Source organism: Acinetobacter sp. NIOH-H-8 (assembly GCF_046635365.1).
Taxonomy (GTDB): Bacteria; Pseudomonadota; Gammaproteobacteria; order Pseudomonadales; family Moraxellaceae; genus Acinetobacter.
Window position 1 is genome coordinate 140,335 of the sequence record NZ_JBHDVN010000004.1, and the last position, 24,022, is coordinate 164,356.

Annotated in this window: 22 protein-coding genes and 3 pseudogenes; 13 read left to right on the plus strand and 12 right to left on the minus strand. The window is 42.2% G+C overall.

The genetic code is table 11. The features are described 5' to 3' along the window. Positions 1 to 299 precede the first annotated feature (299 nt). The 3 genes from ACEWB7_RS03675 to ACEWB7_RS03685 all read left to right on the plus strand — a co-directional run bounded on the left by ACEWB7_RS03675 (position 300) and on the right by ACEWB7_RS03685 (position 6,205). On the plus strand, positions 300 to 1,463 hold the full coding sequence (locus tag ACEWB7_RS03675) for an efflux RND transporter periplasmic adaptor subunit (RefSeq protein WP_077109212.1): 1,164 nt from the start codon (positions 300 to 302) through the stop codon (positions 1,461 to 1,463). Beyond that, on the plus strand, positions 1,460 to 4,564 hold the full coding sequence (locus tag ACEWB7_RS03680) for a multidrug efflux RND transporter permease subunit (RefSeq protein WP_271373169.1): 3,105 nt from the start codon (positions 1,460 to 1,462) through the stop codon (positions 4,562 to 4,564). Before ACEWB7_RS03675 ends, ACEWB7_RS03680 begins: the two co-directional genes overlap by 4 nt. Positions 4,565 to 4,690: 126 nt before the next feature. Beyond that, positions 4,691 to 6,205 carry an MFS transporter gene (locus ACEWB7_RS03685; protein ID WP_099143580.1) on the plus strand — a complete coding sequence of 505 codons (1,515 nt, stop codon included), beginning with the start codon at positions 4,691 to 4,693 and terminating at the stop codon, positions 6,203 to 6,205. 103 nt (positions 6,206 to 6,308) lie between these two features. Here ACEWB7_RS03685 and adeS read toward each other — a convergent pair whose 3' ends face one another. The 3 genes from adeS to ACEWB7_RS03700 all read right to left on the minus strand — a co-directional run bounded on the left by adeS (position 6,309) and on the right by ACEWB7_RS03700 (position 9,159). Then, positions 6,309 to 7,424 carry a two-component sensor histidine kinase AdeS gene (gene adeS, locus ACEWB7_RS03690; protein ID WP_099143579.1) on the minus strand — a complete coding sequence of 372 codons (1,116 nt, stop codon included), beginning with the start codon at positions 7,422 to 7,424 and terminating at the stop codon, positions 6,309 to 6,311. Beyond that, positions 7,414 to 8,142: an efflux system response regulator transcription factor AdeR gene (adeR, locus tag ACEWB7_RS03695; protein ID WP_020752724.1), complete on the minus strand. Its 729-nt coding sequence runs from the start codon at positions 8,140 to 8,142 to the stop codon at positions 7,414 to 7,416. The genes adeS and adeR overlap by 11 nt, the downstream gene beginning before the upstream one ends. Before the next feature lie 123 nt (positions 8,143 to 8,265). Then, positions 8,266 to 9,159: a hypothetical protein gene (locus ACEWB7_RS03700; RefSeq protein ID WP_228154129.1), complete on the minus strand. Its 894-nt coding sequence runs from the start codon at positions 9,157 to 9,159 to the stop codon at positions 8,266 to 8,268. 269 nt (positions 9,160 to 9,428) lie between these two features. On the opposite strand from ACEWB7_RS03700, the gene ACEWB7_RS03705 reads away from it, so the two are divergent. The 4 genes and pseudogenes from ACEWB7_RS03705 (at position 9,429) to ACEWB7_RS03720 (ending at position 12,315) form a co-directional block, all read left to right on the plus strand. Further along, the gene (locus ACEWB7_RS03705; RefSeq protein ID WP_004730644.1) at positions 9,429 to 9,833 is read left to right on the plus strand and encodes a transposase family protein; all 405 of its coding nucleotides are present in this window, start codon (positions 9,429 to 9,431) and stop codon (positions 9,831 to 9,833) included. Positions 9,834 to 9,870: 37 nt separating this feature from the next. Then, positions 9,871 to 10,263 (plus strand): annotated as a pseudogene (locus tag ACEWB7_RS03710) (transposase family protein); the annotation flags it as partial. A gap of 205 nt (positions 10,264 to 10,468) precedes the next feature. After that, complete coding sequence (gene umuD / locus ACEWB7_RS03715; protein ID WP_099143578.1) at positions 10,469 to 11,029, plus strand: translesion error-prone DNA polymerase V autoproteolytic subunit; 561 nt, start codon at positions 10,469 to 10,471, stop codon at positions 11,027 to 11,029. Continuing rightward, complete coding sequence (locus tag ACEWB7_RS03720; RefSeq protein WP_099143577.1) at positions 11,026 to 12,315, plus strand: Y-family DNA polymerase; 1,290 nt, start codon at positions 11,026 to 11,028, stop codon at positions 12,313 to 12,315. Before umuD ends, ACEWB7_RS03720 begins: the two co-directional genes overlap by 4 nt. A 134-nt stretch (positions 12,316 to 12,449) precedes the next feature. On the opposite strand, the gene ACEWB7_RS03725 is transcribed toward ACEWB7_RS03720, so the two are convergent. After that, positions 12,450 to 12,698 carry a hypothetical protein gene (locus tag ACEWB7_RS03725; RefSeq protein ID WP_042893682.1) on the minus strand — a complete coding sequence of 83 codons (249 nt, stop codon included), beginning with the start codon at positions 12,696 to 12,698 and terminating at the stop codon, positions 12,450 to 12,452. 686 nt (positions 12,699 to 13,384) lie between these two features. Then, entirely contained in the window at positions 13,385 to 14,398 is a 1,014-nt protein-coding gene (gene intI1 / locus ACEWB7_RS03730; protein WP_000845039.1) for a class 1 integron integrase IntI1, read from the minus strand. A gap of 172 nt (positions 14,399 to 14,570) precedes the next feature. Here intI1 and ACEWB7_RS03735 point away from each other — a divergent pair, with 172 nt between their 5' ends. The 5 genes from ACEWB7_RS03735 to ACEWB7_RS03755 all read left to right on the plus strand — a co-directional run bounded on the left by ACEWB7_RS03735 (position 14,571) and on the right by ACEWB7_RS03755 (position 17,693). Then, positions 14,571 to 15,023, plus strand: coding sequence for an NAD(+)--rifampin ADP-ribosyltransferase Arr-3 (locus tag ACEWB7_RS03735; protein WP_001749986.1), 453 nt, complete (start codon positions 14,571 to 14,573; stop codon positions 15,021 to 15,023). 105 nt (positions 15,024 to 15,128) lie between these two features. Then, positions 15,129 to 15,716 (plus strand): AAC(6')-Ib family aminoglycoside 6'-N-acetyltransferase, encoded by a 588-nt coding sequence (gene aac(6')-Ib, locus ACEWB7_RS03740; RefSeq protein WP_033917551.1) that lies wholly within the window; start codon positions 15,129 to 15,131, stop codon positions 15,714 to 15,716. Positions 15,717 to 15,884: 168 nt separating this feature from the next. Next, the gene (locus tag ACEWB7_RS03745) at positions 15,885 to 16,232 is read left to right on the plus strand and encodes a quaternary ammonium compound efflux SMR transporter QacE delta 1 (protein WP_000679427.1); all 348 of its coding nucleotides are present in this window, start codon (positions 15,885 to 15,887) and stop codon (positions 16,230 to 16,232) included. Then, complete coding sequence (gene sul1, locus ACEWB7_RS03750; protein ID WP_000259031.1) at positions 16,226 to 17,065, plus strand: sulfonamide-resistant dihydropteroate synthase Sul1; 840 nt, start codon at positions 16,226 to 16,228, stop codon at positions 17,063 to 17,065. Before ACEWB7_RS03745 ends, sul1 begins: the two co-directional genes overlap by 7 nt. Positions 17,066 to 17,192: 127 nt before the next feature. Continuing rightward, positions 17,193 to 17,693 (plus strand): GNAT family N-acetyltransferase, encoded by a 501-nt coding sequence (locus ACEWB7_RS03755; protein WP_000376623.1) that lies wholly within the window; start codon positions 17,193 to 17,195, stop codon positions 17,691 to 17,693. Here the strand turns inward: ACEWB7_RS03755 and ACEWB7_RS03760 are convergent. The 7 genes and pseudogenes from ACEWB7_RS03760 to ACEWB7_RS03790 form a co-directional block, all read right to left on the minus strand. Then, a complete protein-coding gene (locus tag ACEWB7_RS03760; RefSeq protein ID WP_001381192.1) occupies positions 17,662 to 18,654 on the minus strand; it encodes a TniB family NTP-binding protein in 993 nt (330 codons plus the stop codon). The two genes, ACEWB7_RS03755 and ACEWB7_RS03760, sit on opposite strands and share 32 nt — an antisense overlap. 2 nt (positions 18,655 to 18,656) lie before the next feature. After that, a pseudogene (locus ACEWB7_RS03765) lies at positions 18,657 to 19,064 on the minus strand (Mu transposase C-terminal domain-containing protein); the annotation flags it as partial. Between the two features lie 411 nt (positions 19,065 to 19,475). Further along, positions 19,476 to 19,904, minus strand: a complete 429-nt coding sequence (locus ACEWB7_RS03770; protein WP_033917495.1) for a hypothetical protein — start codon at positions 19,902 to 19,904, stop codon at positions 19,476 to 19,478. 22 nt (positions 19,905 to 19,926) lie between these two features. After that, positions 19,927 to 20,883: a hypothetical protein gene (locus ACEWB7_RS03775; protein WP_227504909.1), complete on the minus strand. Its 957-nt coding sequence runs from the start codon at positions 20,881 to 20,883 to the stop codon at positions 19,927 to 19,929. Positions 20,884 to 21,218: 335 nt separating this feature from the next. After that, positions 21,219 to 21,644, minus strand: coding sequence for a hypothetical protein (locus tag ACEWB7_RS03780; protein ID WP_033917496.1), 426 nt, complete (start codon positions 21,642 to 21,644; stop codon positions 21,219 to 21,221). 38 nt (positions 21,645 to 21,682) lie between these two features. After that, positions 21,683 to 21,838 (minus strand): hypothetical protein, encoded by a 156-nt coding sequence (locus ACEWB7_RS03785; RefSeq protein WP_005006030.1) that lies wholly within the window; start codon positions 21,836 to 21,838, stop codon positions 21,683 to 21,685. 182 nt (positions 21,839 to 22,020) lie between these two features. Then, complete coding sequence (locus tag ACEWB7_RS03790) at positions 22,021 to 23,169, minus strand: hypothetical protein (RefSeq protein ID WP_042892727.1); 1,149 nt, start codon at positions 23,167 to 23,169, stop codon at positions 22,021 to 22,023. A gap of 417 nt (positions 23,170 to 23,586) precedes the next feature. Here ACEWB7_RS03790 and ACEWB7_RS03795 point away from each other — a divergent pair. Beyond that, positions 23,587 to 24,022: pseudogene (locus ACEWB7_RS03795) on the plus strand (IS30-like element ISAba125 family transposase); the annotation flags it as partial.

A 24,022-nucleotide genomic window follows, 5' to 3' on the forward strand; every position in this document is an offset into this window, starting at 1 on the left:
TCAAAATGATCCATTAGCTTCTTTATTACTTCTTTTTAAATAGATAACTCATATAAAGAATAGTATGAAATATATCTAAAACTTCCAACAGGTTTCTCAATCAACCAATATTAATAAAGTTGTTATAAAACAATAATTTAGCTTAACAAAATCAAGTGTTTATTATTAATAATAGTTTCAGCCAAATTAAAATTACTTCCCATTTAACAGTTTTCACCACACAATCTCCACATAACATTAGCAATTCATAAACACTGCTATTTCAAAATAGTAGCATCTAAAACTCTCTCTGAAAAAACATGCAAACATGTCATCATTTAATAAGTTCAATACTTATTACAACTGTACTTTTGATCGGCTGTACACAATCCAAAGATGCTGAACAGTCCGCAGCAGAAATGCCGCCGGTGGTGGTCAGTACCATCACTGTATTACCGCAATCTATGAATGTAATTGAAAATCTTCCCGGCCGTGTTACAGCTTACCGGATTGCTGAAATTCGTCCGCAAGTAGGTGGAATTGTTGATAAAGTGCTTTTTAAACAAGGCTCTTATGTGCAAGCAGGTCAACCACTTTTTAAATTAAATTCTGAAATCTTTCAGGCAGATGTAAAAAGCAATCAAGCTACTTTAAACCGTGCACAAGCTGAGGTGACACGTTTGCAGGTGCTGTTAAAACGCTACACTGAATTGGTAAAAGTAAATGCGGTTAGTCAGCAGGAATACAACAATACGGAAGCAGATTATAAAAAAGCAAAAGCCGATGTGGCGCAAATGCAAGCTATGTTAAGTAGACAGCAGCTCAATCTTAAATATGCCACTGTCACAGCACCCATCTCAGGAACGATTGGTGAAATCTTAGTGACTGAAGGTGCATTGGTTGGTCAAGGCGATAGCAATGCGATGGCCGTAATACAACAGATTAATAAAGTCTACGTCGATGTAAAGCAATCAATTAGTGATTATGAAAAGCTACAGGAAGCTTTGCAGCAAGGTGACGTGTCAAACATCAAACATACGGTTGAAATCCTGAATAGTCAGGGTAAACCTTATAATGTCACAGGTGAAATCCTATTTTCAGATACTAAAGTTGATCCTGACACGGGTGATGTCACGATTCGTATTCTAGTCAATAATCAAAATCAAAAACTTTTGCCAGGCATGTATGTTCGAGTCAATATGAGCCGAGCTCAAGTTGAAAATGCGCTGTTAGTACCTGAACAAGCGATTCAACATGATATTAATGGTAAAGCCAATGTTACGATTGTTAATCAAAAAGGTTTAGCGCAAAGCAAGCCTATTCAGCTTGGTCAACGTTATCAAAATAGCTATGTAGTAACACAAGGATTACAAGCAGGCGAAAAAGTTATTGTTGAAGGCGCTGATCGTATACAGCCTGAGCAAAAACTAAAAATTAAGCAGTGGCAACCTACAAATACTCAGGAAAGTGGAGGCAAGAAATAATGTCTCAATTTTTCATTAAGCGTCCTGTTTTTGCATGGGTGATCGCTTTATTTATTATTTTGTTAGGTGTACTCAGTATTCCCAAGTTACCTATTGCAAGATTTCCGAGTGTTGCGCCACCACAGATCAGTATTACTGCAATCTATCCAGGTGCTACCCCAAAGACACTGAATGATAGTGTTGTGACATTGATTGAGCGGGAAATGTCAGGTGTCAAGAACTTACTGTATTACAGTTCAAGTTCGGATAGTTCTGGAGAAGCAACAATCACCGCAACCTTTAAACCAGGCACAGATGTAGAACTGGCACAAGTTGATGTACAAAACAAAATTAAAGCCATTGAGTCGCGCCTACCCCAAACAGTTCGACAACAGGGGCTGATGGTTGATGCTGCATCATCTGGTTTTTTAATGATGGTGGGGTTGAGTTCACCAAATGGCAAATATAGTGAAATTGATGTCAGTGACTATATGACTCGCTATGTAATTGAAGAATTAAAACGGGTCGAAGGTGTTGGTAAAGTCCAAAACTTTGGTGCTGAGAAAGCCATGCGAATTTGGGTCGATCCAGACCGCTTGGTCTCTTATGGATTGAGTATTCAAGATGTGAATACAGCCATCCAAAACCAAAACTTGCCGATATCACCGGGTCGTATTGGTGATGTTCCTGCGTTGAAGGGGCAACAAATCACCATTCCTTTGACTGCTCAAGGTCAATTAGAAACTGTAGAGCAATTCAAGAACATTAGTTTACGTGCTCAACAAAATGGTGCCATTGTTCGATTATCGGATGTTGCTCGTGTCGAAATTGGTGCGCAAATGTATAACTTTGCGATTTTAGAAAATGGTAAAGCCTCTACAGCTGTGGCGATACAAATGAGTCCTGGTGCCAATGCTGTTAAGACTGCAGAGGGTGTAAAAGCAAAAATTGAACAATTAAGTCTAGCATTGCCTGATGGTATGAAATTCTCTATACCTTACGACACTGCACCTTTTGTAAAAGTTTCGATTGAAAAAGTAATCATGACATTGCTTGAAGCTATGGCTTTAGTTTTTATTGTCATGTTTATTTTCTTACATAATGTTCGATACACCTTAATTCCAGCGATCGTTGCACCGATTGCATTGCTTGGCACATTTTCAGTCATGCTACTTGCAGGTTTTTCGATTAATGTGCTGACCATGTTCGGCATGGTGCTTGCGATTGGGATTATTGTCGATGATGCGATTGTGGTCATTGAGAATGTTGAACGAATTATGGCGACAGAAAGTTTATCTCCAGTTGAAGCCACATCTAAAGCCATGAAGGAAATTACCAATCCGATTATTGGTATTACCTTAGTGTTAGCCGCTGTATTCTTGCCGATGGCATTGGCGTCAGGCTCGGTGGGGATTATCTATCGCCAATTCACCATTACCATGTCAGTTTCCATTTTATTCTCAGCTTTCCTTGCATTGACATTAACCCCTGCGTTATGTGCAACAATGTTAAAACCGATTGATCAAGACCATCAGAAAAAAGGTGTTTTTGCATGGTTTGATCGCAGTTTTGAGAAGCTGAACAATCGCTACGAACGTAGTTTATTTAAAGTAATTAAACATAAAACCCTCGCAATGTTATGTTTCTTAGGCATTGTCATTGTGCTGATTTTTAGTTTTAAACACGTTCCGACTGCGTTTATGCCAGAAGAAGATCAGGGGTGGTTTATGACTTCAATTCAGCTTCCTGCGGATGCAACTCAAGAACGTACCCGTAAAGTCGTTGCTGAGTTTCAAAATCATTTAGACCAAGAAACGGGTATTAAAGACAATATGGCAGTCTTAGGTTTTGGTTTTAGTGGTTCTGGTCAGAATACAGCGATGTATTTTACTAATCTATTGCCATTCGAAGAGCGTACTATTACGGCACAAGAAGTCGTGAATAATGCAAATATAGCGATGGCTGAAAGTTCAGAAGGTCAAACCATGTCTGTGTTACCACCAGCCATTGATGAATTAGGTAACTCATCTGGTTTTTCACTGAGATTATTAGATCGTGGCAATATTGGCATGCCTGCTTTAAGAGAAGCGCAAGATCAGCTTTTAGCATTAGCAGCACAAAGTAAAATCGTGGCGGAGGTCTATCCTGAAGGTTTGCCAGATGGCAGTTCTGTACAGCTTAAAATTGATAGAGATAAATTGCAGGCATTAGGTGTTAATTTCAGTGATGTGACCGATATTATTTCAACCTCAATGGGTTCGATGTACATCAATGACTTTCCAAATCAAGACCGCATGCAGCAAGTCATAGTGCAGCTTGATTCCAAATCACGCATGAGTATTGAAGATATTCTTCAGATTAAAGTGAACAGTCAAAGCGGTAAATTGGTTTCAATGTCTGAAATAATTACACCCATTTGGCAACATTCACCACAACAATACAATCGTTACAACGGTCGTCCATCATTGAGTATTTCTGGCAGTCCAGCAGCAGGTGTATCTTCAGGACAAGCCATGACTGAGATGGAAAATTTGATTAAACAGCTTCCGAAAGGTGTGGGTTATGAGTGGACTGGGATTTCTCTAGAAGAAAAACAGTCGGAATCACAAACCTTGTTTTTATTACTGTTGTCGATGTTAGTCGTTTTCCTTGTCTTGGCAGCACTTTATGAAAGCTGGTCAATTCCATTCTCTGTGATGCTAGTTGTCCCTCTAGGGTTGATTGGCGCCTTTTTAGCAGTAATGTTACGTGGTATGCCAAATGATATTTTCTTTAAGGTCGGCATGATCACGATTATTGGTCTATCTGCAAAGAATGCCATTTTGATTGTTGAGTTTGCAAAAGCATTAAGAGAAGAAGGAATGGGTTTAGTGGAGGCAACCGTTGCAGCCGCTAAATTGCGCTTACGTCCAATCCTAATGACATCTTTGGCATTTACCTGTGGCGTTATTCCTTTAGTCATTGCCAGTGGCGCTAGTTCTGAAACTCAAAAAGCGATTGGTACAGGCGTCTTTGGCGGCATGATCAGCGCAACAATTCTAGCTGTTATTTTTGTACCGATTTTCTTTATTGTCGTCATGAGCATGGTTGAGAAATTCTCGAAACGTAAAGCGGCACATTAAGCATCAAAACTGAGAATAAAAGCTAAATATAAAAGCTGTGGGTTAACGAGTTTAGCCCACAACAAATCTTTCATTTACATCTTTATTTCAGAATTGATTTAATAAACCATCAATATAGGTTTGATCATGAAAGCTACGAATCTTGATCCGAAACGCTGGTGGATATTGCTCGCTGTCGTGCTTGCATTTCTGCCGATTGTGATTGATATGACTGTACTGCATGTTGCGGTTCCATCATTAACCCAATCATTGAGTGCCTCAAGCAACCAAGTCTTATGGATTATTGATATTTATCCATTACTTATGGCTGGACTTTTAGTTCCGATGGGAACTTTGGCTGATCGTGTCGGCAATCGTAAGATTCTGCTGATTGGCTTGGTTATATTTGGAATTGCCTCAGTCCTTGCGGCATTTTCCCAAACGGCTTCTATGCTGATTGCCGCACGTGCTTTATTAGCATTAGGCGGTGCCATGATTATGCCCTGTGTATTGGGTATTATTCGCAGAACCTTCGAAGACAGTCGCGAACGTGCCATTGCGCTGGGTATTTGGGGCACAATCGGATCAGCCGGTGCCGCCATTGGACCGCTCATTGGTGGTGGATTGTTAGAATATTTCTGGTGGGGTTCAGTTTTCCTCATTAATGTCCCAATCATGTTAGTTGTCGCCCCAATGTGCTATTTCTTATTATCCAAAAATGAAGCTATAACCTCTGGACATTGGGCATTTGGTCAGGCGCTATTGCTAATTTTCGGTTTGGTTTCATTTGTATATGCGCTCAAAGCAGGCTTAGGCGGTAAACAGTCGTTGTTAATTGTCCTTCCTTTAGTCATTTTTTCTATTGGATTATTAACCATATTTGTACGCAAACAGCTGAATTCTCCTCAACCGATGCTAGATCTTTCACTATTTTCACGCCCTGCTATTTTAGCAGGCATTATTATGGCAATGGTTGCTGCAGGCGCTTTGGCAGGTGTGGAATTAACCTTAGCGATGGAGCTGCAATATGTCATTCGTTTAACACCACTACAAGCTGGTCTTTTTATGGTTCCGATTATGGTTGCTGCTGCTATTGGTGGGCCTATTGCTGGATTTTTATCTAATAAATTCGGACTGCGTCTAGTTGCAACATTTTCATTAATATTGGCAGCAATTGCGTTGATCAGTTTGAGTTATTCAGATTTTCATCATCCGGGAATTATTGTTCCCTTTATTTTAGCTTCAATTGGACTCACTCTAAGTATCGGTTTAACAGCTTCATCCATTGCGATCATGGGCTCAGTACCTGCAGAAAAGGGCGGTGCGGCAGGTTCACTTGAAAGTACAGGTTATGAACTGGGTACAGGACTAGGTATTACTTTATTTGGTGTTTTCATGGCCTATATATTTGGCAGTCATCTTCAAGTGCCGTCAGATTTAACTGCTGTTTTAGCAGAAAAAGCCAGACTATCGATTGGTGATACCTATTTAGTGGCGAGCCAGTTACCCGTTGAACAAGGTACAGCATTGATTAACGCAGGTAAAATTGCCTTCAGTTCAGCTCATGTTAATTTATTATTAACAGCAGGGATTATCATCGGCATACTCTCCATTGTGGTATTTTTTATGCTAGCGAAATATCGAGATGAGAATTCATTGTAATGAAATTTATTTGAGGATCATCAAACAGAATGGTTAAGTTCAGACATCAATTTATCTTAAATTTATGGTTTAAATGAAGCCGTATTGATCTGAACTTAACACATTATAAATGAGTTGATGTCTTACGATTTATACGATTTAGTTGAATAGTAAAACAGCTGCCACCTAAGTTTTTGGATTTAGAATAATAAATATGACCTTGGTGTGCTTCAATAATTGCATCAATCACTGCCAAGCCTAATCCAGTACCGCCATCTAGACGTGATCTAGAGTCTTCCAGACGATAGAATGGCTTGAACAGATGTGCAAGATGCGATTCATCAATACCAGGACCTTCATCTTCAAACATTAATAGCCAATGTTCTGCTGTGGCCATCGTTGTAATATTGATTTGTCCAGCATTCGAATATCTTAGAAAATTAGAAAATAATGCAATAAAGACTTGTTCCATCCTTCTTATATCAACGCAAACCAATTTATCCGTCAAATTTAAAATAATAGTTAAACCTTTAACCTGAAACCGTTCATTAAACATCTGCAGACATTTTTCAATACTATCTTTTAAATTGGTCTTTTCTAGTTCTAAACGTAATTGTTTATTTTCAATAAGTGTCAGTGTCCGTAAATCTTCCACAAGGTAAGATAAGCCTTCGACTTGGTTCAATAAGCTTAGGTGTAAAGCTTGATCGGCAATAAATATACCATCGACAATACCTTGCAAGCGACCTTGTAATATTGTCACAGGTGTTCGTAATTCATGTGCAATTGCAGCATTCCAAACAGTTGAATTCTTAACTGATACTTCAAGTTGGTTTGACATTTCATTGAAGTTCTCAATAAGGGACTTGATTTCATGTGGAATATCATGATGTGGCTGTTTAATTCTGAGTGCTAAATTACCTTGTTGAATTTGTTGAATAACATCTGCTAAATCACTAATTGGCTGTGTATAGCGTTTTCCATATTTAAAGGCGAGGATAGTAGAAAGAAAAAAGCCTGTTAATAGCACTAAAAACAGCCAGATAAAGTCAACAGAGGTAACTGAAAATTCATTTGAATTAATAACTTGCGTATTTAGAAAACCTATTTTTATCGCCCAGCTATAAACAAAATAGCCAATCATGAAAGATAACAGCGTAATGCCTAAATTGAGTAGGCTCATCATGATAATAAACTGGAAGTTAATTCCAACTGAATTTTTAAAAAAGTTAAATTTCATGATTTTGATCTAAGCGATACCCCACGCCACGGACATTGATTAATAAACCATTTACATAATTTTCTTCAAGTTTTTTGCGTAATTTGCTGATATGGCTATCTACAGTGCGATCTAAAGCATCACTTTCAGGCATACAGTTTTGGATCAATTCATTGCGTGTAAAGACTTTATTTGGTGTTTTTGCCATCAAAACCAGTATCTTATACTCAGTTAACGTAAGGTTGAGCAGCTGATTTCTTTGACCATTTGAAATGTAAACTTGATGATGATCTGGATTAATTTCAATATTTTTATAACGAATAATATTAGTTATTTCCGTATTTTGGCTTGTACTTCGTCTAAGTACGGCTTGTATTCGCGCAATCACTTCATTTGGGTTAAATGGTTTAATAATAAAATCATCAGCACCCATTTTTAGCCCCATGATCTTATTCACTTGATCATCTAAGGCAGTCAGCATAATGACAGGTAAATGACTTGTTTGACGGATGATTTGTAGAATTTCCCAGCCATTTAGTTTGGGTAATTTAATATCAAGGAGAATCAGGTCTATAGAGTTGGCTTTTAAGCACTCTAAAGCTTGTTGTCCATCCAATGCACGGATGACCTTCATGTTTTCATTTTTTATGTATTTTTCAAGAATGTCACCAATATCATAATCATCTTCTACAACGAGAATTACGCTATTTTCAAAGCTATGTTGTAAGTTCTGATACATACAAGTTATTCGGATAAAATCTTGGTAAGTAAATAGTTTAACAGTTTGAATTGTAAATTTCAGAATAACTGAATTCTACTTCTGCTTACCCAATACATTGAGAAAAATGTACCTGAGCTTCAATTACTCACTAAGTTTCTCATCTTTTTTCTTCTGAATCAAATCCCATATAGAGAAATCAGGCTTAGCTTTATCAGAATGTTCCGCAGGGTTAACTTTAAATGCTTCAAGATTGATTTCTAAAAGTTTTAATTTAAGCTCCTCTGAACCAGTAACTCCTAACTTTTCAAGCTCTTGAATTTCTGTTTTGTACCGTTCATAAGATTTAGCCAATGCTTCTTTATGAGAATATTCTTGCTCTAATTTAGAAAAACGATTTAAATTTATATTCGCAATTGTTGCAATCCAAATCAAAGGTGCGTTGATCAATAATTTGAATAAGAATGTATCCCACTTCATATTCAAAAAATCTGATTTATCAAACAAATAAAAATTAAATCCAAAAATTGCTAATACAACTAATACAAATACAATAATACTGATGAATTGTCCTTTTTTGGCTTCTTGTCCTTTTACAACAAAACCACCTGCAAGCCCTGCTTCACTTGATAATCCAATAACTGATTTTGCTCGCTCCTCAACATTTTTTAAATTTTCTAACCTTTTATCCAAATCTTCACTTAATGCAGTAATGTTTTTTTCTTCATTACCATAAATTTTGTCATAAAAATTTTGGACTCTCGATAACTGAAAATTTATCTGCTCATTTTTACTTTTATTATCAGGATCATCAGAAATAAATAAATCGTCATAGTATGCAACTAACTCATTAATTTTTCTTTCGTATTCTTTAACTTTCGTTTCACCATTATCATTTAGTTCATCAAACAATTTGTCATATTGATCTAAAATTTTATCAATTACATAATTTACTCGATCAACTTTAGAAGTATCCTCACCATTTCGATCAAATAATTGACTATAAGCTGTGTGAATTTTTTCGGACTCAACTTCCAAAATATCTAGATTATCTTCATTGGTTACTTCTAATATACGAGAATAAATAGAACTACCATTTTCATCATTAGCTAAAACAGATTGAATTTTTTCAATAGCAATTAGAGACTCATCTAATTTGGCTTTTAGTTGAGATAACTCATTCGTTTTATTAATTAAACTTTGTTGGTGAGCTTTAATCTTATCTAATTCACCTTGTCAAAAAACGTACAATTTATTTGATCTTAAATTAATCAGCAAAATTATTTAATTCAAGGGATAATCCTTGGATGAAATTCAAAGATATTCAAAAATTATCAGACGTTAAGTTTCGTAGGCTTACCGGTGTTAGTTGGGCTACATTTAACCTCATGTTGGCCGAGCTAAATAAGCATTTACCTGGTCATATTGGTAAAGGACGACCGCATAAATTACCGTTGGAAGATCGTTTGCTCTTATGTATAGAATATTGGAGAGAATATCGAACATTTTTCCATCTTGGTATGAGTTACGGTGTATCTGAAACGAGTGCAATTCGTATCACACGTGTTATTGAAGATACCTTAATCCGTTCTGGAAAATTCAACTTGCCAAAACAACTTCCTAATCGAGATGAAGTGGATTGGGAAGTTGTTGTGATTGATGCCACTGAAATATTAGTTCAACGTCCAAAAAAAACAGAAGAAATGGTATAGCGGTAAAAAAAAGCGACATACCTTTAAATTTCAGCTATCTATGCACTATATAACAGGTGAAATACTGAGTGTATGTGGAAGTCATGGAAGCATGCATGATTTTAAAATATTTAAAAAAAGCATGAGGAAATTAAAATTTAAGCCCTTTTTTATCGTTGATAAGGGGTATTTAGGGATAAAGAAATTGGGTTTTGGATGCCTCATGCCATCTAAAGCAAAGAAAACTGAAAAACTAGATTCTGAATTAAAAAAGTTAAATAGAGAGATTGGTCGTAGACGAATTCAAGTAGAGCATGTATTTGGAAGGATGAAATGTTTTAAGATTTTATCTTGTGTATATAGAAATCGTCGTAAAAGATTAAACCTGCGGTTTAATTTACTTGCTGGCATATACAATTTAGATTGGGTGAAAGATAAACAATTAAATTGATTGAAAAATGATTTATGAAGGAAGTCTAATGAATAATTGGCATCATCTCTGACATATTACGTGTAAATTTTATTATTCATAAGATAGACGATCTTTATTCTAACTCCAAGGATAACCCATTGTGTATTGGTAACTTTTAAGAAATATTTGAACAAACATACAGCTCTCAATACAATGGGGCTCAAATCATAGTAAGGTTTTTTTCATGTCTACTTGCAGTTCAACGTCAGGAAAACCTGAAACGAAAGTTATCGCATTTAGCGGTGCAAATAAAAAGATAAGCGATATTCTTGACCTCGAGCACGTCAAATCTAACTCGCTTTTACAAATTCCTATTGCAGCTGAATTATTATCAGCTGGATTTGCATCACCAGCACAAGATTTTATTGAAAAGTCGGTCGATCTCAACGAAATGCTGATCACCAATGAGTACTCTACGTTTATTGGTAAAGTAGGCTCTCGTTCCATGCTAAATGCTGGTATAGATATTAACGATAAGCTCATAATCGATAGAAGCTTAGACGCCAAGCATCTAGATATTATTGTTGCTCAGCTAGAAACAGACTTTACCGTTAAGCGGTTGATGATCACCAAGCAAATGTCAGCTGGTGAAATTAATGAAATTTTTGGTCCAGATGCAAAATCTATCCCTCCAGTTTGGCTTAAAGCAGAAAACCAAGAGCACTCACATATTTTTCTAAAACCTGAACAGGAATTGATTGTGTGGGGCGTAGTGACTTACATCATTAAAGACGCACGAAAATGACAAACCGGGTATTTATTCATGTTGATATAAATTCGGCATATTGTTCGATGGAAGCATTTTGGAACCCTAAGTTAAAGGGTAAACCATGCGTTGTCTTAAGCTCTAATGACGGAACAATCATTGCGAGAAGCGCTGAAGCTAAACTCTTAAAAATCCCGATGGGTGCGCCACTCTTTAAGGTCCAAGACATCATCAATAAACATAACGTTCATGTGCTATCGAGCAATTTTGCGCTGTATGGCGAAATGTCACGCCGTTTTCATGGAATATTATCTGGTTTTGTAGATCCAAGCTGTTACAGCATTTACAGCATTGATGAAGGCTTTATAGAATTTACTCAATTTACTAAAAACTTTGATGCTACTGAAATGGCACGGGAGATTCGGCATCAAGTATATAAGCTTATTGGCTTAACAACGTGCGTAGGTGTTGGTAGAACACTGACTGAAAGTAAAATGGCCAACAACCTTGCCAAAAAGAATCCAGAATTAAATGGAATCTGTAATTTAGTGACAATGAGCCTGGTAGATGTCGAAAGCTACTATCAAACCATGCCAGTTGATGAAATATGGGGTGTTGGGCGAAAGTACGCTAAAAAGCTTAATGACATGGGGATTTTAAGTGTGCTGGATCTTGCAACATCCAACCCGAATCGAATGCGTGAACTCTTCAATGTGAATATGCAAAGTACGATTTTAGAATTGCTTGGCCAGTCATGCTTTGAATTTGAAAGTTCACCTAAGGCGAAACAACAGATTGTCTCGAGCAAATCTTTCGGCCAGAAAATTACTGAGCTCTCAATTCTTCAAGAAGCCGTCAGCAAATATACCCATAATGCATTCAATCGGCTTGTTGATGAACACCAGCTTTGCGGATCTCTGATTGTTTTCTTGCAATCCAACCCATTTGACCAGTCAAAACCGTATTACAGCAAGTCGTTAACATACACGTTTACCCAACCTACAAACAATTTGATGCAACTGGTTAAAGCTGCCACATCACTGATTGATAAATTGTACAAAGAGGGGATAGAGTTTAAGAAATGTGGCGTGATGTTGTGTGAATTGATAAAAGAAGAACATCGCACGATCGGCCTACTAACTGACGTAGAGCAGCTTGAAAAAGAGCAAGCGTTAATGACGGCGTTTCAAAACATTCAAAGTAAGTTTGGCAAGGCTAAAATTGCTGCTGGATCATGTAATCTGAAAAATAGAGATTGGGAACCTAAGTCAGAACGTCAAAGCCGTAACTATTTTAGTGAGGCTGGTATGATTGTCTTCAATTGATTCATTTGAGGGAATTTGTTGGCAATGACGGGGATGGTCAGACTCGAACTGGCATTCAAGGAATCAAACCTTTGCCTTAAAGAGATTGATCAAATCTCAAAATCAATTGGCTACACCCTCGGAAATATAAGAAATTAAGATTGCTGATAGCTTCTTGGTGATTCAGCTGGTGTACCATCATCATATCGCCAAAATAAGAAGCTTCCACTCCATTCGACTTCACCTGAAGCATAGTCACGGATCTTATCGCTCCAGCGGATAGGTTTAATTTCATGGTCTAAGAATTCATCCCACACAATAAACGCCGTGCCATCTTTGTTTGGGATTTGGTTCTCTATGAAGAACCAGGGTGACTTCACATCAACAGAACAGCGTTTTGTCATTTTGTCTCTCTCACTCTTTTGAGTCGTATGCATATTCATATAAGCCTCAAATCAATTGAAAAGATCCTGGAAACTGTTTTGAACGTCAGATCGTGCGATCGGCGCTGTTTCTTGTTGCTGTGACTGACCATTAAAGTCTCAAAAATGACATTAATGTTCTAAACTTTAACAATATAGTTGTAAACTCAAAGAGGAAGTTTGAATGAATATTACGAAAAAATCAGATTCAATACTTGTGGTATTTTTTAAGTTGTTTCTTTGTAGCAGTGCATTTGTTGCATGTATTTTATTTGGATTTTGGTTGAGTCCAATGCAAGTACCATCCCCAATAGTCATTTTTATATCACTTGCAATCACCGTTTTATTTACTTATTGGATATTTGGAATAGGTAAACTCAAACATAAGTAAATTTACAACTATTATGTCATAAATGGATTGGTTATCTAAACTCAAAGTTCATTGAGTTTAGAACTATAATGTAAATTTACTGAATCATACCTAATGTAAGTTATTGATTTTATGATTCATCAGTTTAAGTCTTTAATGTGCAAAGACATCAGGCAACGACGGGCTGCTGCCGGCCATCAGCGGACGCAGGGAGGACTTTCCGCAACCGGCCGTTCGATGCGGCACCGATGGCCTTCGCGCAGGGGTAGTGAATCCGCCAGGATTGACTTGCGCTGCCCTACCTCTCACTAGTGAGGGGCGGCAGCGCATCAAGCGGTGAGCGCACTCCGGCACCGCCAACTTTCAGCACATGCGTGTAAATCATCGTCGTAGAGACGTCGGAATGGCCGAGCAGATCCTGCACGGTTCGAATGTCGTAACCGCTGCGGAGCAAGGCCGTCGCGAACGAGTGGCGGAGGGTGTGCGGTGTGGCGGGCTTCGTGATGCCTGCTTGTTCTACGGCACGTTTGAAGGCGCGCTGAAAGGTCTGGTCATACATGTGATGGCGACGCACGACACCGCTCCGTGGATCGGTCGAATGCGTGTGCTGCGCAAAAACCCAGAACCACGGCCAGGAATGCCCGGCGCGCGGATACTTCCGCTCAAGGGCGTCGGGAAGCGCAACGCCGCTGCGGCCCTCGGCCTGGTCCTTCAGCCACCATGCCCGTGCACGCGACAGCTGCTCGCGCAGGCTGGGTGCCAAGCTCTCGGGTAACATCAAGGCCCGATCCTTGGAGCCCTTGCCCTCCCGCACGATGATCGTGCCGTGATCGAAATCCAGATCCTTGACCCGCAGTTGCAAACCCTCACTGATCCGCATGCCCGTTCCATACAGAAGCTGGGCGAACAAACGATGCTCGCCTTCCAGAAAACCGAGGATGCGAACCACTTCATCCGGGGTCAGCACCACCGGCAAGCGCCGCGACGGCCGAGGTCTTCCGATCTCCTGAAGCCAGGGCAGATCCGTGCACAGCACCTTGCCGTAGAAGAACAGCAAGGCCGCCAATGCCTGACGATGCGTGGAGACCGAAACCTTGCGCTCGTTCGCCAGCCAGGACAGAAATGCCTCGACTTCGCTGCTGCCCAAGGTTGCCGGGTGACGCACACCGTGGAAACGGATGAAGGCACGAACCCAGTGGACATAAGCCTGTTCGGTTGGTAAGCTGTAATGCAAGTAGCGTATGCGCTCACGCAACTGGTCCAGAACCTTGACCGAACGCAGCGGTGGTAACGGCGCAGTGGCGGTTTTCATGGCTTGTTATGACTGTTTTTTTGTACAGTCTATGCCTCGGGCATCCAAGCAGCAAGCGCGTTACGCCGTGGGTCGATGTTTGATGTTATGGAGCAGCAACGATGTTACGCAGCAGGGCAGTCGCCCTAAAACAAAGTTATGCAGCCAAATCCCAACAATTAAGGGTCTTAAAATGGTAAAAGATTGGATTCCCATCTCTCATGATAATTACAAGCAGGTGCAAGGACCGTTCTATCATGGAACCAAAGCCAATTTGGCGATTGGTGACTTGCTAACCACAGGGTTCATCTCTCATTTCGAGGACGGTCGTATTCTTAAGCACATCTACTTTTCAGCCTTGATGGAGCCAGCAGTTTGGGGAGCTGAACTTGCTATGTCACTGTCTGGCCTCGAGGGTCGCGGCTACATATACATAGTTGAGCCAACAGGACCGTTCGAAGACGATCCGAATCTTACGAACAAAAGATTTCCCGGTAATCCAACACAGTCCTATAGAACCTGCGAACCCTTGAGAATTGTTGGCGTTGTTGAAGACTGGGAGGGGCATCCTGTTGAATTAATAAGGGGAATGTTGGATTCGTTGGAGGACTTAAAGCGCCGTGGTTTACACGTCATTGAAGACTAGTCCTTTGCATAACAAAGCCATCAAACCGGACGCCAGAGATTCCGCGCCTGTTGCGCATGGCTTCGCCATTTTATGCGCAATAGGCGCGCCACCCTGTCGCCGTTTATGGCGGCGTTAGGCATCACAAAGTACAGCATCGTGACCAACAGCAACGATTCCGTCACACTGCGCCTCATGACTGAGCATGACCTTGCGATGCTCTATGAGTGGCTAAATCGATCTCATATCGTCGAGTGGTGGGGCGGAGAAGAAGCACGCCCGACACTTGCTGACGTACAGGAACAGTACTTGCCAAGCGTTTTAGCGCAAGAGTCCGTCACTCCATACATTGCAATGCTGAATGGAGAGCCGATTGGGTATGCCCAGTCGTACGTTGCTCTTGGAAGCGGGGACGGATGGTGGGAAGAAGAAACCGATCCAGGAGTACGCGGAATAGACCAGTCACTGGCGAATGCATCACAACTGGGCAAAGGCTTGGGAACCAAGCTGGTTCGAGCTCTGGTTGAGTTGCTGTTCAATGATCCCGAGGTCACCAAGATCCAAACGGACCCGTCGCCGAGCAACTTGCGAGCGATCCGATGCTACGAGAAAGCGGGGTTTGAGAGGCAAGGTACCGTAACCACCCCAGATGGTCCAGCCGTGTACATGGTTCAAACACGCCAGGCATTCGAGCGAACACGCAGTGATGCCTAACCCTTCCATCGAGGGGGACGTCCAAGGGCTGGCGCCCTTGGCCGCCCCTCATGTCAAACGTTAGATGCACTAAGCACATAATTGCTCACAGCCAAACTATCAGGTCAAGTCTGCTTTTATTATTTTTAAGCGTGCATAATAAGCCCTACACAAATTGGGAGATATATCATGAAAGGCTGGCTTTTTCTTGTTATCGCAATAGTTGGCGAAGTAATCGCAACATCCGCATTAAAATCTAGCGAGGGCTTTACTAAGCTTGCCCCTTCCGCCGTTGTCATAATCGGTTATGGCATCGCATTTTATTTTCTTTCTCTGGTTCTGAAATCCATCCCTGTCGGTGTTGCTTATGCAGTCTGGTCGGGACTCGGCGTCGTCATAATTACAGCCATTGCCTGGTTGCTTCATGGGCAAAAGCTTGATGCGTGGGGCTTTGTAGGTATGGGGCTCATAATTGCTGCCTTTTTGCTCGCCCGATCCCCATCGTGGAAGTCGCTGCGGAGGCCGACGCCATGGTGACGGTGTTCGGCATTCTGAATCTCACCGAGGACTCCTTCTTCGATGAGAGCCGGCGGCTAGACCCCGCCGGCGCTGTCACCGCGGCGATCGAAATGCTGCGAGTCGGATCAGACGTCGTGGATGTCGGACCGGCCGCCAGCCATCCGGACGCGAGGCCTGTATCGCCGGCCGATGAGATCAGACGTATTGCGCCGCTCTTAGACGCCCTGTCCGATCAGATGCACCGTGTTTCAATCGACAGCTTCCAACCGGAAACCCAGCGCTATGCGCTCAAGCGCGGCGTGGGCTACCTGAACGATATCCAAGGATTTCCTGACCCTGCGCTCTATCCCGATATTGCTGAGGCGGACTGCAGGCTGGTGGTTATGCACTCAGCGCAGCGGGATGGCATCGCCACCCGCACCGGTCACCTTCGACCCGAAGACGCGCTCGACGAGATTGTGCGGTTCTTCGAGGCGCGGGTTTCCGCCTTGCGACGGAGCGGGGTCGCTGCCGACCGGCTCATCCTCGATCCGGGGATGGGATTTTTCTTGAGCCCCGCACCGGAAACATCGCTGCACGTGCTGTCGAACCTTCAAAAGCTGAAGTCGGCGTTGGGGCTTCCGCTATTGGTCTCGGTGTCGCGGAAATCCTTCTTGGGCGCCACCGTTGGCCTTCCTGTAAAGGATCTGGGTCCAGCGAGCCTTGCGGCGGAACTTCACGCGATCGGCAATGGCGCTGACTACGTCCGCACCCACGCGCCTGGAGATCTGCGAAGCGCAATCACCTTCTCGGAAACCCTCGCGAAATTTCGCAGTCGCGACGCCAGAGACCGAGGGTTAGATCATGCCTAGCATTCACCTTCCGGCCGCCCGCTAGCGGACCCTGGTCAGGTTCCGCGAAGGTGGGCGCAGACATGCTGGGCTCGTCAGGATCAAACTGCACTATGAGGCGGCGGTTCATACCGCGCCAGGGGAGCGAATGGACAGCGAGGAGCCTCCGAACGTTCGGGTCGCCTGCTCGGGTGATATCGACGAGGTTGTGCGGCTGATGCACGACGCTGCGGCGTGGATGTCCGCCAAGGGAACGCCCGCCTGGGACGTCGCGCGGATCGACCGGACATTCGCGGAGACCTTCGTCCTGAGATCCGAGCTCCTAGTCGCGAGTTGCAGCGACGGCATCGTCGGCTGTTGCACCTTGTCGGCCGAGGATCCCGAGTTCTGGCCCGACGCCCTCAAGGGGGAGGCCGCATATCTGCACAAGCTCGCGGTGCGACGGACACATGCGGGCCGGGGTGTCAGCTCCGCGCTGATCGAGGCTTGCCGCCATGCCGCGCGAACGCAGGGGTGCGCCAAGCTGCGGCTCGACTGCCACCCGAACCTGCGTGGCCTATACGAGCGGCTCGGATTCACCCACGTCGACACTTTCAATCCCGGCTGGGATCCAACCTTCATCGCAGAACGCCTAGAACTCGAAATCTAACGTCCGTTCGGGCATCGAGGTCCATGTCGGGGTGGGACGGGCCCGTGGCTTCAAGATCACTTGCAGTCCGACCGCGATGTCTTGGTTGCGCGAGAGGTTGTCGACAGGCCATGCTGAGTGTGCGATGGTTGATCGCTTCCTCGCCGCTCTCCACGGCGACGATGGCCGCCGCCATCAGCAAGTGCGCCAGTTCCCCTATGGTGCCCTCGCTGCGTGTGAGCAGGTAGCGAGCCATGTCCAGCGTGGCAATTGGGGAAGGCCGGCGCAGCGGGAGCGAAGCGGCGAAGCTGGCCAGCAGTGAGCAGCAATCGTCGTTGGCCTCCCATACCGGCAGCATCATCGGCTCGAAGCGATTTTCCAACTGGTCATCGGAGCGGATGGCTAGGTAGGCGTCGCGCGTGCCTACCCCAACCAACGGGATGCGCAGTTCGTTGCCGAGGAAGCGCAGCAGGTTGAGGAATTCCCGGCGGTTGACGCTGTTGCCGGCCAGCACGTTGTGCAGCTCGTCGATCACCAGCATGCGCACGCCGACCTTGCGCAGCAGTGCCAGAGCCAGTTGCTCCATTTCCGGCAACCGTGGGCGTGGGCGCAGCGGCGCGCCCATCGCGGCGAGCAGCGCGACGTAGAAGCGGATCACGGACGGCTCGGACGGCATCTGCACGACCAACACCGGGATGTGCTCCTGGTCGGCGTCGGAGCTGGCCGGGTGGGTGCGGCGGAACTTCTCGACGATCATCGACTTGCCATTGTTGGTCGGGCCAACCAGCAGCAGGTTGGGCATGCGTTGCTTGTTTGGCCACGCATAAAGGGCTTCCAGCCGGTTCAGCGCCTCGACTGCGCGCGGATAGCCGATCCAGCGGTCGGCGCGAAGGCGCTGGATGCGCTCGTCCGCCGGAAGACGGGCCAAGCCCTGGGCCGCCGGCAGCAGGTGGGACAGGTCGATGATGGGATATTCGTCCACGGCTACCACTCCTCAATCTGGTCGAACGGTTTGGCGGGTGGCAAGTTGTCTGCCTGCGGGTCGGCAATATCCGTATCCGGCGGAACGGGCTTGTCCGGCCGAGCTGATGTCTTGAGGTGCTGGCGGCGATCCGCGTCACGCCGCGCCTTGCGTGTGGCCTTCTGCGCGCTGGTCACAATCTCACGCATCTGGCCGATCATGCGGAACAGCGCCGACTCATCCACCTGTTCGCGCCCTTGCTGCCGCAGTTTCGCCAGCGCCTGCCGTTGTTCCCAGAGGGTGACAGCCGGATGCGACAAGGTACGGTAGGGAATTTCCAGGTAATGCTGTCCCTCCGGTTCCAGGACCCAGATACGGCTGATGTCGCGCGGATCGCGCCGGATCAGAAAGGACGGCCAGCGTTCACGCCGCTGTGACTGACCATTAAAGTCTCAAAAATGACATTAATGTTCTAAACTTTAACAATATAGTTGTAAACTCAAAGAGGAAGTTTGAATGAATATTACGAAAAAATCAGATTCAATACTTGTGGTATTTTTTAAGTTGTTTCTTTGTAGCAGTGCATTTGTTGCATGTATTTTATTTGGATTTTGGTTGAGTCCAATGCAAGTACCATCCCCAATAGTCATTTTTATATCACTTGCAATCACCGTTTTATTTACTTATTGGATATTTGGAATAGGTAAACTCAAACATAAGTAAATTTACAACTATTATGTCATAAATGGATTGGTTATCTAAACTCAAAGTTCATTGAGTTTAGAACTATAATGTAAATTTACTGAATCATACCTAATGTAAGTTATTGATTTTATGATTCATCAGTTTAAGTCTTTAATGTGCAAAGACAGTTGCACAACTTCATCAATCAAATAAGCAACAGGACTTACAGATTGGCTTTTTGTGAAAGTCGGTGCACCAGCTTCAGCGATAAACTTCTCGCTAATCGGTTTTTTGATTTCTAAGCGATACACACGGCGCAGCTTGTTTAAGCAATCAGACATTGAGCCATCGCCAATACCGTGACGGGCTTTCTTGTTATCACGAGTCTTAAACGTGAAGTATGGAAAATGTTTGGCCATGACTGCAGTAATGTCTTTACCAACCAAGTAAATGTGGCTGTGTGTTTCGTAGAAGTGGGTAAATGACGTCTCTACGTGATAAGCAGCCAACAAGCTTTTTGCTTGAGGGTCAGTGATAACCGATTTAACTTGGTTAATCATTTTTTTGGCAATTGTTTTGTTATTCATGATGAACACCCTATAAATTTGATTAATTAGATTGAGTTAATGCAAGTTGCGTAAAAATACGTTTTAGGCACACTTTACATGTAACAAGGTGCGGTACCGTGTCCACGGTAACTTCACCTACTTTCATTTTGAATTCTTTCTTTGCTTCATCTGCAGGGAATAAGCCTCCAGCTGAGCACAAGTACTGGTTTTTCTCACGAACCAATTTAGATCCTGAGTAGTCTTCATCAAAAACCAAGTGAGTCACTGTATTTGATTTTTCACCATCGCCCCATGATCCAGCTGACAAGCCTGACATTACAATTTTTACACCAGTGAACCATTTGAACGGTAAAGCACTGAAGTTTTTCTTCTGATCGATAGCATCAAAGATCGGTTTAGCTTGTTGCAGCGCATTGAATAATTCAAACAATGCAGTAATTTTTTTCTTAGCATCCTGTTCAGCCTGGTTCCACTTGGTTTGCGCCTCATACTCAGCACGGGTATACCAGACCACTTGCCCATTTTTTGCATATAGCCAAAGTTTTTTACCAGTCATGAGATGGTTCACCATCGCATCGGGCATATCAAACATGAGGTTGTTAAATGACATAACTTTGTCATTCAGGTTGATAAAAGACTTTTTATCTTCAGGTAGTAGCACCGGCACTAACGTAGAGCGTACTAATGCTTCGTAGTTGTCAGTAGACATGCTAGAACGTGGGAAACTATGACCTGTAAACACTGGCTTAAGATAAGGGTTGTATGGCAACTCAGTTGCTAAAACCTTGGTGGACCATTCTTCCCACAAATTGAACTTTTTAGCTTGTTCAACCATATGGTGCAGATCTGCAGTAGAAATTCTAACTGATGGCATTGAAGGGTTATTTATTGATTCTGGCGCACGAGTTACACGAACAAGTTCTATAACTTCATGCGCTTCAATTGGACCATATTTGCGATCAAGGTTTTTGCTAAGTAATTCATTAATAGTAACCATTTCAACTCCAAGTTTTAAGCTTTCTGCTTCAATATGTTTATTTTAAGATAGAACCTAAACCAAAAACTTTTTTAAAATTATTTATTTTTATTATTGTTTTACTGGTCCTTGCTGCGACTTTTAACAGATAGCAGCTAAAAATAGTAATGAGGATGCTATTAAAATGATGGAAGCAATTAAGGTACCATACAAATAAGCATTGATCCTGGTGCGCCAGATCTAGCGCTGGCCACAACCAAATTTCTAAACCTTTTTTTAATCAATTAAAAAACATCGAATGCGGTTTTCAACTGCCAACCAGTGAAGCAATAGACATGCTTCACTGGTTGTTGTTATTAAGCTTCAGTCAATTCATTAATATCTAGGATATGAACGCCGTTTGATGTCAGTAGCCAACATGAGAGGGTATGTGCTTCAGTGACTTGAAGTATGAGGCTGTTAAGAGTGTCACTAGATTTTTTGCAGTAAAGGCAATCAGGTTCAGGATTGCTACCATCATCATCAATCAATGGCGTGTCAGCAATTAAGCGGTATGAAGCATACTTAATGATGTCAATATCATCGGCATTGATTGGCTCTTTTGAGCTTAGGCGTACTTGCTCTAAACTGAATGCTTCAGGTTCAATCCATTTAACCTTACTGGTGTTTTCAATCTGGTAACTTAACTGAGTGCCATCAGCAAAAAACACGACAAATTGACCATCTTCAATGTGCTGTACTTTAAAATTGCATGGAATGGTGAATGTGTTGTAGTAATTCATGGGGTTTCTCCAAGTTGTAGGCGTTGAGCCTAAGTTGATTAATCGTTTAAAACAGATTCGATAAAAGAGAGTATTTCAGCTTTAAGAGATGCTGAAATGGTTGCAGTATTTAACTGGCTTAAATACATATCAGCTTTGTCTTTTATTTCTTTTGACGTTGCGGTTTTACGAATTAAAACTAATGTATTCCACATATTAAAAGCCCTTTAGGATAGTGATTAAATCTATATTCATTATACAAAGCGCAATAGCTGTTTAATTTTTCTTAAAATTTAAAAATTCAAAAACTTTTTAATCAATTAAAAAACATCGAATGCGTTTTAAAAAATGCCCAAAAGAAAAGGGATAAGGTTTTACGCTTATCCCTGTTTGGGTTTTAGATATGACAATCAACAATCGTGATTATATAGTCGCTTGGAAAGCTCTTGAGCAAGGCTTGGTTTTTGTTTTCCCAATCTTCTTCCTTGCGAATATCCTGTCCAAACATGCCACACTCTGAACCTGTCCAGTCGCCTATTTCATCACCACTGGTCGCATCTAAGAAACAGTATGTACCGAATGGGTTTGCTGATTTTTTAGCTAGGAATTCTTCACGGCTCACCAAAAATTCATCAAATTCATGTCCGAATATGCAAAACAAGTTATCCGTATCATTGGCTTTCATTAATAAGATTGCATCTTGGTTGTGATAGAAATTACGCTTATCGTTCACTGATCCGATTGATTCATCAGACCAAACATCAGCCCATGACCGCCAAGTACGTGAAGCATCACCGATACACTTCTCAAAATAGTCATAAACACGGTTAGCTTCGGTTTTTAAGCGGTTGATTTCGGTTTCAAAATCTAGCTCACCAATCGGACAGCTATCCACTTTTCGTCCATCAAGACGCAACAGCATGTTTTTCCAACGTCCTCCGATTTCATACCAATCGTATTTCGGATTCGGGTTGGTGGTGGTGAAGTAATCGACCACTTTACCGTCAGCATCAAGCTCTATCCATTCTGTCCAACTTTCATCAGGTTTTTCACCTGTCAAAACAGTCGGCGTAACTTTTTCGTTATACCAGTTAATGAACTGTTGAAGCTCAAACACTTCAGTACATGGCACATCTTTTTGATGCCATTGAATGAACATGCCTAAATCACGAATGCGACTTGAGTACGTACCATCATCGTTTTTGACCTGTACCACTGATAAATGCTTACCGCCGTTCGGGAAGTCAGCAAAAATATCACCTTTGTTGTTTTTGATGGCATCAAGCTCTAAGTCTGTTGCATCACGCACGAAACGAGGGTCGTCAAGAAACGCATAGCGTTCTTCACCATCATCTAAGATAGGCTTTGAGTTTTTCATCAAAGTGATTTCTGTCGATTCGTATTGGTCTTTAATTTCGTCCAATGATGATTCTGAAATGCAATATTTGTTTTTAATGCCTGAGCATTCAAATTCGTAAAATGGTTCTAGGGCATCTACAACATCACCATCAGGGGTGGTAACTACTGCAACTGTGAAATGTGACATTTTAAAATCTCCAAGTTTTGAGCCGTGTGCTCTACATCTGAGATTCCATAATAGTTATTAAGTGGCGTTTATAACTTTTTCCTTAAAATATTAATGAAGCTGAATTTAACAACGGTAGTGGTTCAGTAATTAAAATATTTTAATCAATTAAAATCACCGTATACGTTGAATAAAACTAATATCAATTATTTATATTTAATTAAATAAAATAAGGCTCACATATTAAAATAACCTGATTACATAGATCTATATCAAAAAAAGATGGCAATAATTAATAGTTGCCATCTTTTTGAGTTCTAGTTAATGGGCAGAGTAAAACTTGAAGTGCGACATAAACCACCTAATTAATTTAAAGGGTTTATGGAGTATATAAAATTGTCATACCATCATCTTAACTTTGAAGATCGTACTGCATTAATGCTTGAGTCAAGAAAAGAAGGCTTTTCAGCCAGAAAATTTGCTGAACTCATTAAAAGACATCCTAGTACGATCTATCGTGAGCTTAAAAGAAATAGCATCAATGACGTTTATCAAGCTCAATATGCTTCTGATAACACCTTCGCTAGACGTAGACGCGGTCACAGAAAACTCAAAATCGACTCAATTCTCTGGAGATTTATTGTTGAAGCGATCCGTTGTTTATGGTCTCCTCAGCAAATAGCAAAGCGTTTAAAGACATTTCCTGATTTGGATCAAACAATGAATGTAAGCCATACAACGATTTATTCAACTATACGAGCATTACCAAAGGGTGAGTTGAAAAAAGACTTATTATCCTGTCTGCGTCATGAAAATAAAAAGCGAAAAGCTAACGGTGAACCTAAAAAAGATTCTATATTACAGGATATTAAAA